Source organism: Arsukibacterium ikkense, assembly GCF_000987775.1.
Lineage (GTDB): Bacteria > Pseudomonadota > Gammaproteobacteria > Enterobacterales > Alteromonadaceae > Alishewanella > Alishewanella ikkense.
Genome location: NZ_LAHO01000010.1, coordinates 1 through 14807 on the forward strand (window position 1 = coordinate 1; position 14807 = coordinate 14807).

Here is a 14807-nt window from a genome sequence, read left to right on the forward strand (position 1 = left end):
AAAGATACGCGCACTTAATAGTGCGCGCGGGTTTGGTTACGCTGTTGACTCCGAGAGGCTAATGGGTGACCCTAAATTTACTAAATTTACAAGCTGCGCCACATTCTTTGTTGGCCAACCCAGATTACATTCCAACCAACGTAATAAATGCGATAAAACTCAGAAATTTAGTCACCAGCACGAGTAAAATTAAATCAGGCCAAACAGCAGCGCCGGTATACTGTTTAAGTAAGTAAAACAAAGCAATGATCGAGAGAATCCAACCGAAGCCAGGGATCAGTGCCAGAAGTGATGAGGCACCAACGCATACTACTCCTTCTTTGTATCCGACCTGAACAGTTGTTACCTTCCCGGCAAGCCACAGAAATAGGCCGGTAATAACAACATCTAAAATTAAAATTAAAATAATTTCCACATCACACTCCTTTGTAATATAACAATATAAAGCAAAAAATCAGCAGGCAAAGCTACCTAGCGGGCTTATGTGGCAGTCAGCGATTTTCACAGGCGATAAAAATTTATAGTCAGGCAACAGGGCGGCTCATATAGTAAATCCGTTCATCTTCGCTGGTTAAACTAAACCCCTGTCGTTTATACAACTGCACAGCCGGACTATTTTTAAACACTCTGAGTTTAAGCAGAGGTAAGCAATGTTCTCTGGCAAGGCGGTCTGCTTCAGCAATTGCCTGAGAACCTATACCTTGATTCTGACAACTTTGATCGATTTGCAAATCGCGCAGATAACAGCCTTCACTGTCAAAAGACAACCTGATAACACCCACCGGCTCACCGGCCAATAAAATATCGAGATTGACCAGTTCTGCTGTCATTTTTTCAATTTCAGCTGCATCCCATTCGACCGAGTACTGTTCATAATAAGGCCGCATATTGCTAAGGGTATAACGAGCCGCTTTTGCCAAATCTGTTGTGGGTTTAAATGTCACCAACAATATAATTTCCTGGTTTTGCCCGGCCGGAATATCCGAATTTAAACACGCATATTTCCAGCTTTGTAAATTTGAATTTGATGACACTACATCGGGTTTGGCTTATTTTCAATAACTTATGGGTACAGATATATTTGATATAAATAACAAGTGAAACCTCCGTACCGCAACAAGTGGGCACTTGCGGAGAGAATCAGCTTGAGCAATAGAGGATAGAACCTCTTTTGAAGGAGCTGGGGAGTGTCTGAGCCCCTGACGCAGACAATGGGCGAGTTGCCCCGGCGAGTGAGGAAGAGTGTTGTATCCGGCATACGAAGATAACATAGTGAAGTTATCTGCCCGCTATTGTCAGCCAACTGCCCTTTCCTGCGTTTCAGCCAACCGAATAAAACCACGCATTCAAAATCAAACCATCTTGTACCTCATACACCACGATTACCTCGTACGGCTGTTCGGCCAGGCCGTATACCCTTTCATGATCTATTACTTTATTGCCCACCATCATGCGCTGCAGCACCTCAGCGCGTAGTGCCGCTATGCTAAAGCGTTCAGTTTGATAAAAGGCAGCCAGGGCGTCACGGCCAATAAGCGTTGGCGCGATAGCAGGCATGCGGTAAATGGCAATATCCGGGTGGTAACAGCCAATAAAGGCGTCAAGATCTTTTGCGTTGTAGGCGTCGAGCTGACGCTGTACCGGGTCTGTTTTATTGGTCATATTCAGAAAACTCAATGTTAAAACGCCGGGCTAATTGCAGCAGGCTGTTATCTTGTGTCCAGCGTGTCAAACCCGGATTCATGCCGGTTGTTCAGGGTATCGTTTAGGTTGCAGCATATCGGGTGCAGTTCCGCCCAGCGACGCCAGTCTGCGGCCCGCTTGCACCCGGATATAGGTTCTAATAGCCTCACGAAATAATTCCGCTTTATCCATATCGGGATCAGCCAGCGCCAGTGCCTGTTGATATAACTCATCGTCAATGGTCACAGTGGTACGCATGTTGACCTCGGCATCAAATAAAGCATAAGTGTGCGTCAAATTGCGCATCTTTACCAATCACACAAGACTTTTTGTCAGTACAGCGCTTTGGTCATAAACAGACTATTCGGATCTTCCGGGTAATCAGCAAAGGGGCCACAGTACTCAAAACCGGCGCTTTGGTACAAGGTGCGGGCCGGCAGGAAAAAATCCATTGAACCCGTTTCCAGATAAAGCTGACGAATGCCGCTCTGGCGGGCTTGCTCGAGTAAAAACTGCAATAAAGCGCGCCCTACGCCCTGCTTCCGTGCTTCGGGTGCCGTGCGCATTGATTTAATTTCGGCCATCTGGGCACTGTGCTGCTTTAACGCTACGCAGCCCAGTAACATCTCGCCCTGCCAGGCACCCCAGAAGCGGATATCCGGCGCCTGCAGTTTACTGATATCCAGCGCATGCACACTCTCTGGCGGAGACGTGGCATACATATCATCTAAATGGCCCTGCAATAGTTGGATTACCGCTACTGAATCAAGCAACCCGGGAATAATCTGCATCGTTAACCTTCCTGAAACACAATATTAAGTGGCAATGTCAGCGGCAACAGAGCTAAGCAATTGATAACAGCCGCTGCAACTTGCTAAACGAGCAACGCAACGCCTGTATGTCTGCATTGACAGCATGGATAAAAATTTAGCCACCGACAACATTTTTTCCCTGCAAATCTTTTTAAAATCCTGTATATTGTCGCACTATTTTCAAACCCTAGCTTATTGAGATTACTATGTCAGCAGATTTATCCCTATACAGAAACATTGGTATCTTCGCCCACGTTGATGCCGGCAAAACCACTACTACCGAGCGTATCCTGAAACTGACCGGTAAAATCCATAAGTTAGGCGAAGTTCACGAAGGTGAATCAACTACCGACTTTATGGAACAGGAAGCCGAGCGCGGTATAACTATCCAGTCAGCAGCTGTTAGCTGTTTCTGGAAAGGCTACCGTTTTAACGTTATCGATACCCCGGGACACGTTGACTTCACCGTTGAAGTGTACCGTTCATTGAAAGTACTGGATGGCGGCATTGGTGTATTCTGTGGTTCTGGCGGTGTTGAACCGCAGTCAGAAACCAACTGGCGTTATGCCAACGATGCTGAAGTATCTCGTCTGATCTTCGTCAACAAGCTGGACCGGATCGGTGCTGACTTTATCCGTGTTACCGAGCAGGTGAAAAAAGTACTGGGCGCAAACCCATTGATTATGGTGTTACCTATTGGCCGTGAAGATACCTTCAAAGGCGTGGTTGACCTGTTAACCCAGAAAGCGTATATCTGGGATGAAACCGGCCTGCCAGAAAACTACGAAGTTACCGACGTACCAGCAGATATGCTTGATGACGTTGAAATGTACCGTACCCAGTTAATCGAAACCGCATTAGAGCAGGACGATGACCTGTTAATGGCTTACATGGAAGGTGAAATGCCCTCTGTTGAAGACATTCAGCGTTGTGTTCGCAAAGGTACCCGTGACCTGGCATTCTTCCCTACTTACTGTGGTTCTGCCTTTAAAAACAAAGGTATGCAGTTAGTGTTAGATGCAGTTGTTGATTATCTGCCAAGCCCGACTGAAGTTGTTCCGCAGCCACTGACTGACGAAGAAGGTAATGAGAACGGCGAGCATGCCATCGTTTCTGCTGATGAGCCTTTCCGCGCCTTAGCGTTCAAAATCATGGATGACCGTTTCGGCGCCCTGACCTTTATCCGTATTTACTCTGGTGTACTGAACAAGGGTGATACCATCCTGAACTCTTTCACCGGTAAAACTGAGCGTATCGGCCGTATGGTTGAAATGTACGCCAATGACCGTATCGACCTGACCTCTGCTCAGGCCGGTGACATCATTGCCTTAGTAGGTATGAAAAACAACACCCAGACTGGTCACACTCTGTGTGATCCTAAGCACCCTTGTACGCTTGAGCCAATGGTATTCCCAGAGCCGGTAATTTCTATCTCTGTGACGCCAAAAGACAAAGGTTCAGTGGAAAAAATGGGTATCGCTATCGGTAAGATGGTGGCTGAAGATCCAACGTTCCGGGTTGAAACTGATATTGATTCTGGCGAAACCATCCTTAAAGGTATGGGCGAGCTGCACTTAGATATCAAAGTAGACATCTTAAAGCGGACTTACGGCGTAGAATTAGTAGTAGGCCAGCCACAGGTGGCTTACCGCGAAACCATTACCCGTGAAATCGAAGACAGCTACACCCACAAGAAACAATCTGGTGGTTCAGGCCAATACGGTAAAATTGATTACCGCATTCGTCCGGGCGAGCAGAATTCTGGCTTTACCTTTAAATCAACGGTAGTTGGCGGTAGCGTACCAAAAGAGTTTATGCCTGCTATCGAGAAAGGCTTTGCCTCTATGATGACCACAGGTACCCTGGCTGGTTTCCCGGTATTAGACGTGGAAGTTGAAGTATTTGACGGTGGTTTCCACGCCGTTGACTCATCAGCTATCGCCTTTGAAATCGCCGCTAAAGGCGCTTTCCGGCAGTCAATTCCAAAAGCTGGCGCACAACTGCTTGAGCCTATCATGAAGGTTGACGTGTTCACCCCGGAAGATCACGTAGGTGATGTTATCGGTGACTTAAACCGTCGTCGCGGCATGATCTCTGGCCAGGAAGCTGGCGTCACTGGTGTACGGATCAAAGCTGACGTACCACTGTCAGAAATGTTCGGTTATATCAGTACTCTGCGTACTATGACCTCTGGCCGTGGTCAGTTCTCTATGGAGTTCTCGCACTATTCACCGTGCCCGACTAACGTCGCTGAAGCAGTAATCCAGAAAGAAAAAGAAAAGAAAGCGGCCGCTGCTAAAAACTAAGCAGTAACGCTGTAAAAAGCCCCACCGGTGCAAACCGGCGGGGCTTTTTTGTGGCTGGCAATCAGCAAAACGATAACGTACGGCATAACCTGTCGCCAGGTAATCCACCGTTATGGCTCAATCAGTACCGGGTATTTCAGGTACTGCTGATCATAAAACGGCATTTGCCGGTAGAACCAGTTATAGCGCTCGCGCGGACTATTGCGCAGCGCCTCGTCTTCTGCCAATGCCTGCTCAAATTGTTGCTGCAGCGCCGGTTGATCCTGCAGCATACGGGCAATTAATGGCTCTATAGCATAGGGCTCAAAGTATTCCGTGCGCTCAAACATGCCGGGGAAAAAGCCCCAGCTAAAAAACGAGTCGGGTGCAGTGGGTTCCAGCAAGGCCACCGCCAACCGCCCTAAGGCCTGGTCGGTACTCACTTTAACCCAGCCCGCTGGTACAGTGCGGCTGATGTTGTCACGGCTGAAGCTGGCATCCTGCAGCATTAACCGGCTTTCAAACGGCTGCTCAGCAAAACGGTAACGGCTAACACTCAGCTGCTGTACGCTAATGTTGGTGGCTTTGGTTAACAGCGTCAGTTCAATACCATGTTGTTTTAGCCGCTGCATAACCTGCTGCTGCTCGGGTGGTAACCAATAGGCTTTAGGAATAATAATGTCCCTGGTCACTACTTTATCCCAATATATCGGTAACTTCTGGTATAGCCGTGGTTCACCGGTCCAGGCCACATAGCTCTCGCCGCTGATCGCCGACTGCCGCACTTCATAGCTCATACCTTTAAAATCAATATAGTCAGGCTGCTCACTGGCTTTAAAACTTAATGCCATCCGTTTTGGCCTGGCGTTTAAATCGGCCTGGCGCGCCATAATCAATGCTTTACCTTGCTCATTTAATACCTGCAGACTGCGCTCTAACAACACATAGGTGCCCAGCACACGCTGGCGGTAGGGTTTCAAACTGTGGTTCTCAACCAGTACTGTCGGTAAATGCCGCACATCGCCATAACCATTGGAAAAGCGGGGGCTGGCGGTCCAGCCGCCAATACCTTTGCTGAAGTCTTTGTTGTCAACGCCAAATACCAGTGGCCCCGGGATATGCCCGGCCTCTGTCAGCGCGGCGTTAACCGCTGGTCGATACACTTGCGCCAGCCAACTGGCGCCGTTAGGGCTAATGGCAGCAAAGGGCTCATTAAAGCCATAGGTAATGTCGTACTGATAATCCTCACCGTCCGTTACGTGCACATCAATATACAAATCTGGCTGATACTGCTGTAACACGCCCAGCAGTGCCTGCATCTCTGGCGCGTCAGCCTTGGCATAATCGCGGTTTAAATTCAGGTTTTGCGCTGTTGTTCTCCAGCCCTGCTGCAACGGGCCGCGCTGATTCATCCGGTTATACGCTGAGCGACGCTCGTGGCCGTCGACCGATAAAATGGGAATAAAAATCAGGTCGGCGTTTGCCAGCAAGTGGCCCTGGTTACCATGAACAATATCGCGTAACAGCATTAAACCGGCATCTTTGCCGTCAATTTCACCACTGTGAATGCCCGCTTGCACCAGCAATAAAGGCCGGTCCGGATTATTGGCAATCTTGGCCAACCGCTTACTGGCTTTTACCAGCATCAGTGGCCGGCCCTGGGCACTGAGTCCAAATTGCTCTAACTGCAGCAGCTCTGAGCTGGCAACCAGCGCCTTAAGATAAGCCATGGTGGCAGCATAATCCGGGCTGTCGGTTAAACCGTTTAGCTCTGCCGGTGTTAGCCAGGGGTTATCCTGGGTTTGTATAAGCGCTTCACTGCTGCCCTGCCAGGCTGGCAGCGGAGGCAGCCAGTCACCGGCATGGCAGCTAATACTGGTTAGCAGCACGCTGCCAAGTAGCGATGGTAATAACGATTTCATCAGAGTCCTTCGACGGTTTTAATTTTAAATACCGTGCAATACAGCACCGGCAAGAATAGCAGCGTTAACAGCGTTGCAAAGCCCAAACCAAACATAATGACTACCGCCAGACTGGCAAAAAACACATCACCCAGCAGCGGGATCATCCCCAGAATCGTGGTAATGGCGGCCATGGCCACCGGCCTGACCCGGCTGACAGCACTGTCAAATACCGCAGCAAATGCCGCCTTGCCCTCTGCCAGTTCCAGCTTAATTTGCTCCAGCAACACAATACAGTTTTTAACCAGCATGCCGGATAGGCTTAAAAAGCCGAGCAAGGCAATAAAGCCAAAGGGTGCCCCCAGTAACAACAAGCCAAAACTGACGCCAATAATCGCCAGCGGCACGCAGGCCCAAATTACCAGGGCACTGCGCAGCGAATTAAACAGCAGCACCGTTACCACAAACATAAACAGGTAGCCAAGCGGTAATGAGCTAAACAGCGCACTCTGGGCTTTTTGCTGTGCGTCATACTCCCCGCCCCAACTCAGAAAATAGCCGGTGGGCAATGCTATTGCGGCAATTTTAGCCTGCACTCTGGCTTGCAGCGCCGAGGCAGTATCATCTGACAGCGTATCGTGATCTGCCATCACGGTAATGGTTCTTTTCCGGTCACGGCGCTGAATTTGCGCATCTTCCCACACCAGATCAAAACCGGTTACAACCTGGGTGATCGGCACATATCGCTGCAATTTATTGCTATATACCTGCAAGTCGTACAAGGCGTCCACGTTATCGCGCTCGGCCAGCGGTGAACGGGCAATAATCGGCAACAAATGGGTGCCATCCCGGTATATGCCCACAGTGCGGCCAGACATACTGGTTAGCAGCACCTCGTCAATATCCTGCTTGCTAACCCCTACCCGGCGTGCCATTGCTTCGTTAAAGTGGGGCCGGATCACTTTGGCGCGCTCGCGCCAGTTATCCCGTACACTCACTGCCTGGCCGTCGGCCAGCAAAATCGCTTTTGCCTGTTCTGCCAGAGAGCGCAGCACATCCGGATCAGCGCCACTAAAGCGCGCTTCAATTTTTGCCGGGGTGGAAGGCCCAACTTCTAAGCGCAGCAGCTTATGCTGCAGCCTGGGCAACTGCTCAGTAATGTAATCGCGGGTTTGCTGCATTAACAGCGGCAGCTGCTCTCGCTGCCCGGCGCGAACAATCAGCTGGCTGTAGGCGGCAAAATTTTTCTCCGGCTGATAAGTCAGCATAAAGCGCTCAGCACCGCGGCCACTGGTACTGGTAACGTGACTTACCCCATCAAGGCTACTTAGATAATTCATCAGCGTCAGCGCATCCTCGCTGGCATGGCGAATATCGGTACCTTCAGGTTGCCATAAATCCACCAGGAAAATTGGGGTATTAGACGGTGGGAAAAACACCTGTTTCACCTTACCAAAACCAATAACCGCCACCAGCAGCAGGCTAAGCGTCAGCACATAGGTCACCGCCCGGTAGCGCAGAGCCAGCAAAAGCACCTTGCGGTAAACGTTGAAAATAACCCCCTGATATAACGGCTCAGGTGCACTGTCTGATGGCAGGGCCTTATCTTTAAACAGCATGCTGGCAAAAAATGGCGTTAAGGTAATGGCGGTTACCCAGCTTAGCAGCAAGGACACCAGCAAAACCCAAAATAAGCTGCCGGCAAATTCGCCGGTGGCATCGCTGGATAAGCCTATCGGCGCAAAGGCGGCAATAGCAATAACCGTGGCGCCCAATAATGGCCACTGGGTTTGCTTCACAATTAAACTGGCCGCGTCAGCCAGTTTTAAGCGGCGCTGCATACCAATTAAAATACCTTCGGTAATGACGATGGCGTTGTCGACCAGCATCCCCAGCGCGATAATCAGGGCACCCAGCGACACCCGCTGCAACTCAATATTCATCTGCCGCATAAAAATAAAGGTACCCAGCACGGTCAGCAGTAAAATCAGGCCAATTAAAATACCGCTGCGCAGCCCCATAAACAGCAACAGCACCACGATAACAATGGCCACGGCCGCCGCCAGATTGATAATAAAACCACTAACCGAGCTGGCCACTTCATCTGGCTGGTTATAAATGGTATTTAACAGCATACCGACAGGTTTATTGTATTCCAGCTCGGCTAAACGCTGTTGCACCTGCGCCCCGGCATCGACCACATTTACCCCACCGGCAAACGACACGCCCAGGGTTAAAGCATTCTGACCATTAAAGCGGATCAGCTGATTGGGTACTTCGGCATTTTCGCGATAAACCCGCGCCACATCGCCCAGATAAATCAGCTCTTTGGAATCAGGGCTGGAGATAATCAGATTCTCCAGTTCGGAGACGGCTTGAAATTCGCCGGTAGGATAAATCCGCAGCCGGTCCGGCCCCACTCTGATAGAACCAGCATTCGCCACCATATTCTGGCTTTGTAATAAAGCCGACAAGGTTTGCGGCGCTATACCCAAAGCGGTTAAGCGTGGCCGGGAGATCTCAACAATCACCTGCTCTTGCTGGGTGCCCCCCACTGCCACCTTACCAACGCTGGGCACCAACACCAGTTCACGCCGCAGAAAATCGACATAGTCCCGCAGCTCATCATCGCTGTAGCCCTCACCGGTAAGCGCAAATAAAATGCCGTATACATCGCCAAAGTCATCTTTAACCTGTGGTGTTTTCACCCCGGGTGGCAATTGCGCTTGTAAGTCGTTCACTTTGTGCCGCAATTCATCCCAGATTTGCTTTAATTCTTTTGCCCGGTAGGTGTCTTTCATCTCAACCATCAGTTGCGACAAACCGGCAGTAGATACGGAACTGACATGATAAACATAAGGTAGCTGTTGAATGGCGCTTTCCAGAATAAAGCTGACTTCTTCCTCAACCTGGGTGGGCGACGCGCCAGGATACTGGGTAATGATCAACGCTTGTTTTAGGGTAAACTGCGGATCTTCCAACCGGCCCAGCCCGGTATAGGACACTATGCCGCCAAACAGCAAAATGGCTGCAAACAACCAGGATGAGGTGCGGTAGCGGATAAAATAGCGAGCCAAATCCATGCTTACAGCCCCCGCTCACGCACCCAGGGCCTGACTTGCTGGCCTTCACTCAGGTGCTGCACGCCGGCACTGACAATCATCTCCCCTTCGTTTAAGCCTGCGGTTACCGCTGCGCCAGCGCTGGTTAAACTGCTGATAGCAATCTCACGCCGGTTAACCTGGCCATTATCAGGGTTATAAACCCAGACAAAGCTTTGCTGGCTGCTCAGGCTGATATCGTCAGGCATAAAAATCGCACTGGCCGGAATAAACAGGGCATTGACATAAGCGGCATTAATTTTACTGACTTCAGCAATCACGTTAGCAGTCATACCTGAGAGCACGTTAAATTCGCTGGGCGTGGCCATACTAAACACCACTTTAAAACTGTTGGTAGCAGGATCAGCACGGCTGTCCCACTCGCGGATCCGGGCGCGATAGCGATAAGTTGGGTGCGAGTCAAATACGACTTCCGGCTGATAGTCAAAATCTTTGCGGACGTTCGATATCACGTCTTCCGGCACCTGGATCACCACATCAACCTGATCCCGAACCTGCAGCTCCATTATGGCTTGCTGTGCCGCGATATTTTCGTGGTTCTCGACCAACAAGCGGGAAATAATGCCGGCAAACGGCGCTTCTAACCGGGTATAGCTGAGCGCGGTTTCTGCGGTGGACAAATCCGCCTGCGCCACCTGTAACTGCGCTCTGGCCTCGTCAAATACTGCCTGAGATACCAATTTCTGGGCTATCAGCTGTTCACTGCGGGTAAACTGGGTTTGCGCCAGTTCAAAACGGGCCCTGGCCTGATCTAACTTTAAATTAAAATCGGTATCATCCAGCCGGGCTAACAGGTCGCCTTTTTGTACCGCCTGACCGGGCCGGGCAATTAGCTGTACCAGTTTACCATGCACCCGGAAGGTTAAGTTTGCCCGCTCGGTGGGTTCTACCACCGCCGGAAACTGGCGCACAGCGCTGCTGCCAGTATTGTCTACCTGATGCAATTTAACCGGCCGGACCAGGGGTTCTTTTCTGTCAGTTTCCGGTTCAGTACAGCCTTGCAATACCAGGCTTAAACTTGCAAACAACACTATTAAAGATACACGCAGCATAACCATCATCCTGAAATAAAGTTGGCAGAAGCCATATTTAAGTTGGCCCAATGACATCAGACCAGTATCGCTTATTAAACAGCAAAAATGAGCAATACACAGCAATTTTTTAGCGCAGGCTTACAGCTCTAACAAGGCCTGTTTTAGCTGATGCAACTCATCACGCAGCGCTGCCGCCTGTTCAAACTCCAGATCTTTGGCATGCTGCAGCATTTTTTGCTCAATCTGTTTCATTTGCGCCTGCAGCTGATAAGGGGTTTTGCCTTTAATCAGCTTAATTTGCTCAGCCACTTTGCGCAGTGCCGTCGGCGCGGTAGGCGCCTGGCCTAAATCCATCACATCTGAGATTTTCTTCCGGATAGCCGTTGGCACTATGCCCTGCTGCAGATTATGGGCAATTTGTTTAGCCCGGCGCCGTTCGGTTTCATCTATTGCCCGTTGCATTGAGCCGGTGATCCGATCAGCGTATAAAATGGCAGTTCCCTTCAAATTACGCGCCGCCCTGCCCATGGTTTGAATCAGGGAGCGGTCTGAGCGTAAAAAGCCCTCTTTATCAGCGTCCAGAATGGCGACTAACGACACTTCGGGAATATCCAGACCCTCGCGCAATAAATTAATCCCCACCAGCACATCAAATACCCCGAGGCGTAAATCGCGGATAATCTCCATTCGTTCTACTGTATCAATATCTGAATGCAGATAACGCACCCGGATCTGATGTTCACTCAGATATTCGGTTAAATCCTCCGCCATCTTTTTGGTTAAGGTAGTCACCAGTACCCGCTCGCCCAATGCCGCCCGCGCTATCGCCTCTGACATTAAATCATCTACCTGAGTTGCCACCGGCCGGATGTCAATCACCGGGTCAAGCAGGCCGGTAGGCCGCACTACCTGCTCAATCACTTCACCACCGGCTTGCTCCAGTTCATACTTAGCCGGGGTAGCCGACACATACACCCGCTGTGGCGCTATCGCTTCAAACTCGTCGAATTTTAGTGGCCGGTTATCCAAGGCGGAAGGCAACCGGAAACCATAATTCACCAGGTTTTCCTTGCGCGAGCGATCGCCTTTATACATGGCGCCAATTTGTGACACCGTGACATGCGACTCATCAATAAACATCAGACCATCGGCGGGAAAGTAATCCAGCAAGGTAGGTGGTGGCTCGCCATTAGCACGGCCGGATAAATAGCGGGAATAATTTTCAATCCCCGAGCAATAACCCAACTCAACCATCATCTCAATATCAAATTGGGTGCGCTGAGCTATCCGCTGCTCTTCAATCAATTTATTGGCGCTGAGTAAATCGGCACGTCTTGCTGTCAGTTCCGTTTTAATCTGCTCCACCGCAGCCAGGATTTTCTCGCGGGGTGTCACATAGTGCGTTTTCGGATAAATGGTATAACGGGTTACTACCTGCTCAACAGCTCCAGTTAACGGGTCAAACAGACTTATCCGTTCAATTTCTTCATCAAACAACTCAACCCTGACCGCAATCTCATCTGACTCTGCCGGAAAAATATCAATAACATCGCCGCGTACCCGGTAGGTCGCGCGTTGAAATTCAATATCATTGCGGCTGTATTGCAGCTCAGCTAAACGGCGTAAAATAAAGCGCTGATCAACAATATCGCCCACTTTTAAATGCAGCAGCATTTTCATATAAGACTCAGGGTCGCCCAAACCATAAATGGCCGACACTGAGGCAATAATCACCACATCGCGCCGTTCCATCAGTGCCTTGGTCGCCGACAAGCGCATCTGCTCGATGTGCTCATTAATAGAGGCATCTTTTTCAATAAAGGTATCGGTGGACGGCACATAAGCTTCCGGCTGGTAGTAATCGTAGTAAGAAACAAAATACTCCACCGAGTTATGTGGAAAAAACGCCTTCATTTCACCATAGAGTTGCGCCGCCAGGGTTTTGTTATGCGCCATAATCAGCGTGGGCCGGTTTACACTGGCAATTACATTGGCCATGGTGAAGGTTTTACCTGAGCCCGTTACGCCAAGCAGTACCTGATGCGCCAGGCCAGCGTCCAGGCCATCAACCAATTTAGTTATGGCTTCAGGCTGATCCCCGGCTGGTTGATAGTCAGATACCAACTCAAATGCACGGCTCATACTGTCTCCTTTAACTTAAATAAACTAACCCGGGTAAACCAGTTGTAAGCAATAGCGGCGGTAAAAATATTGGCGATAACACAACCGGCGAACACGCCGATAACACCAAACAACTTGCCGCCGGCAAAGGCCAGCGGCACATAAAAAACAAATAACCTGATTAAGCTCAGCCACAGCGCCTTTGCCGGTAAATGCAAAGCATTAAATGAAGAGTTGGTTAAGATGGTAATGCCTTGTAAGCCATAGGCCAGCGGCACTATCCACAGAAACCAGCGAATAAAGCGGGCCACTTCCGGGTCATCGGTAAACAACCCGGCGATAGGCCACGCCAGCGCCGCTAACAGCAGGTAAACGGCAAACTGCCAGCGAATGATAAAGAATGTGGTCTGTTGATAGGCCTGTTGTACCCGCTGTAACTGATTAGCACCAAAATTCTGACTGATAAAGGGCGGTAAGGTCATCGATAAAGCCAGTACCACTAACGAGGCAATACTTTCCAGCCTGGCGCCCACCCCAAAGGCGGCTACCGCCGCTGCACCATGAGTCGCCATAATTGCCGTTAAAATCGCCATCGCCAGCGGCGTTAGCATATTGGCACCGGCGGCCGGCATGCCAATACGCAGGATTTTCCGGTAAATGGGCAGACAAATTGCCAACGGCTGCCAGGCGCCGATCAATAAACCGCGTTTAAACAACAGCCAGATAATCAAGCCACAACCCAGTGTCCAGGACAATACCGACGCCACGGCGGCACCTTGCATACCCATGGCGGGCACAGGCCCCAGCCCGAAAATAAAGATGGGATCTAAAATGGCATTCATTACCCCGCCCGAGGCCATAATAATACTGGGTGTTTTGGTATCACCTGAGGCCCGGAGTACTGCATTGCCCACCATAGGGGTCACCAGTAATACCGCGCCGGCAAACCAGATCAGCATATAGTCATGGATATAAAGCAGGGTATCGGTGCCCGCTCCCAGCAGCCGGAACATTGGGTTTATCAGCGCCATCCCCAGTAAACTCAGCGCCAGTACTAAGTAGGTGGCCAGCCATAACGCCCCTAACGCATCAGCCTGGGCTTCTTTACTGTCACCCGCCCCCAATGCCTTCGCGATCACGGCCGACGTGCCAATACTCAGGCCAATAGCAAGACTGATCACGGTGAAGGTCACCGGAAAGGTAAAACTTATCGCTGCCAGCGGCGTGGTACCCAGCATACTAATAAAAAAAGTGTCGACCAGGTTAAAAGTCATCAGGGTTAACATACCAGCCAGCACTGGCACCGTCATGTGGCGCAAAGTCTTGCCGATATCAGCATGTAAAATATGATTGGCGGGCGACGCCTGGTTACTCATACACCGAGCCTGCTGGAGAACAAGCCGCTATTGTAGTGAAAAGCGCCGGGCCATACTATGGCAAAGCCTAAAAAAGGCTATGGCAAAGCCTTAAAAAGCGCCAGATTAGCGATATTTTAGCCAGATAATCCTACCAGGATGGTAAATAGTTCACAATTCGGCCCCTGCTTATTTTGTGCCAGTTTGGAACGCTTTGCGGTAAACGGCCGCCAGCCACATTATTTGTAACCGACTGTTTTAATTGACTATTATATTTTTCACTTTCTGGCTTGACCCCCCTGAAAGGCACAGCAGGCAAGGCCTGCCCCCTCTAAATACAGAGTAACGCACAGACTTATCCACAACTTCTGTGGGTAACTCCCGACAAGCCTGCAACCATCAGTGCTGGCAGCAATTACGGGACGAAAACAATGCGGCAGATGCGGCAGGATCAAGTGGCAAAGGTCGCTGTTTTTAGCTGAAAACGGTGGCTT

The 14807-nt window shown here is 50.1% G+C and carries 11 protein-coding genes; 1 reads left to right on the forward strand and 10 read right to left on the reverse strand.

Annotated elements, in window-relative coordinates; all coding sequences use genetic code 11:
* Positions 1 to 124: 124 nt before the first annotated feature.
* The 5 genes from WG68_RS10810 to WG68_RS10830 all read right to left on the reverse strand — a co-directional run bounded on the left by WG68_RS10810 (position 125) and on the right by WG68_RS10830 (position 2474).
* A complete protein-coding gene (locus tag WG68_RS10810) occupies positions 125 to 415 on the reverse strand; it encodes a hypothetical protein (protein ID WP_046557714.1) in 291 nt (96 codons plus the stop codon).
* 109 nt (positions 416 to 524) lie between these two features.
* Positions 525 to 944, reverse strand: a complete 420-nt coding sequence (locus WG68_RS10815; RefSeq protein ID WP_235357725.1) for a GNAT family N-acetyltransferase — start codon at positions 942 to 944, stop codon at positions 525 to 527.
* 376 nt (positions 945 to 1320) lie between these two features.
* A complete protein-coding gene (locus tag WG68_RS10820) occupies positions 1321 to 1662 on the reverse strand; it encodes a nuclear transport factor 2 family protein (RefSeq protein ID WP_046557715.1) in 342 nt (113 codons plus the stop codon).
* Positions 1663 to 1740: 78 nt separating this feature from the next.
* Positions 1741 to 1980: a type II toxin-antitoxin system VapB family antitoxin gene (locus WG68_RS10825; RefSeq protein ID WP_200897576.1), complete on the reverse strand. Its 240-nt coding sequence runs from the start codon at positions 1978 to 1980 to the stop codon at positions 1741 to 1743.
* 35 nt (positions 1981 to 2015) lie between these two features.
* Positions 2016 to 2474, reverse strand: coding sequence for a GNAT family N-acetyltransferase (locus tag WG68_RS10830; RefSeq protein ID WP_046557716.1), 459 nt, complete (start codon positions 2472 to 2474; stop codon positions 2016 to 2018).
* 221 nt (positions 2475 to 2695) lie between these two features.
* On the opposite strand from WG68_RS10830, the gene fusA reads away from it, so the two are divergent.
* On the forward strand, positions 2696 to 4801 hold the full coding sequence (gene fusA, locus WG68_RS10835; RefSeq protein ID WP_407637675.1) for an elongation factor G: 2106 nt from the start codon (positions 2696 to 2698) through the stop codon (positions 4799 to 4801).
* Between the two features lie 110 nt (positions 4802 to 4911).
* Here fusA and WG68_RS10840 read toward each other — a convergent pair whose 3' ends face one another.
* The 5 genes from WG68_RS10840 to WG68_RS10860 all read right to left on the reverse strand — a co-directional run bounded on the left by WG68_RS10840 (position 4912) and on the right by WG68_RS10860 (position 14334).
* Positions 4912 to 6702 (reverse strand): M14 family metallopeptidase, encoded by a 1791-nt coding sequence (locus tag WG68_RS10840; protein WP_046557718.1) that lies wholly within the window; start codon positions 6700 to 6702, stop codon positions 4912 to 4914.
* Positions 6702 to 9764, reverse strand: coding sequence for an efflux RND transporter permease subunit (locus WG68_RS10845; protein WP_046557719.1), 3063 nt, complete (start codon positions 9762 to 9764; stop codon positions 6702 to 6704). The genes WG68_RS10840 and WG68_RS10845 overlap by 1 nt, the downstream gene beginning before the upstream one ends.
* 2 nt (positions 9765 to 9766) lie before the next feature.
* Positions 9767 to 10855, reverse strand: a complete 1089-nt coding sequence (locus WG68_RS10850; protein WP_046557720.1) for an efflux RND transporter periplasmic adaptor subunit — start codon at positions 10853 to 10855, stop codon at positions 9767 to 9769.
* Between the two features lie 120 nt (positions 10856 to 10975).
* Positions 10976 to 12979 (reverse strand): excinuclease ABC subunit UvrB, encoded by a 2004-nt coding sequence (gene uvrB, locus WG68_RS10855; protein ID WP_046557721.1) that lies wholly within the window; start codon positions 12977 to 12979, stop codon positions 10976 to 10978.
* Positions 12976 to 14334, reverse strand: coding sequence for an MATE family efflux transporter (locus tag WG68_RS10860; RefSeq protein WP_046557722.1), 1359 nt, complete (start codon positions 14332 to 14334; stop codon positions 12976 to 12978). The genes uvrB and WG68_RS10860 overlap by 4 nt, the downstream gene beginning before the upstream one ends.
* Positions 14335 to 14807 lie beyond the last annotated feature (473 nt).

Bases quoted from the DNA above. Each gene is read 5' to 3' on its own strand.
- WG68_RS10820 (WP_046557715.1), bottom strand. From the start codon at position 1,662: ATGACCAATAAAACAGACCCGGTACAGCGTCAGCTCGACGCCTACAAC.
- WG68_RS10830 (WP_046557716.1), bottom strand. From the start codon at position 2,474: ATGCAGATTATTCCCGGGTTGCTTGATTCAGTAGCGGTAATCCAACTA.
- WG68_RS10840 (WP_046557718.1), bottom strand. From the start codon at position 6,702: ATGAAATCGTTATTACCATCGCTACTTGGCAGCGTGCTGCTAACCAGT.
- WG68_RS10845 (WP_046557719.1), bottom strand. From the start codon at position 9,764: ATGGATTTGGCTCGCTATTTTATCCGCTACCGCACCTCATCCTGGTTG.
- WG68_RS10850 (WP_046557720.1), bottom strand. From the start codon at position 10,855: ATGCTGCGTGTATCTTTAATAGTGTTGTTTGCAAGTTTAAGCCTGGTA.
- uvrB (WP_046557721.1), bottom strand. From the start codon at position 12,979: ATGAGCCGTGCATTTGAGTTGGTATCTGACTATCAACCAGCCGGGGAT.
- WG68_RS10860 (WP_046557722.1), bottom strand. From the start codon at position 14,334: ATGAGTAACCAGGCGTCGCCCGCCAATCATATTTTACATGCTGATATC.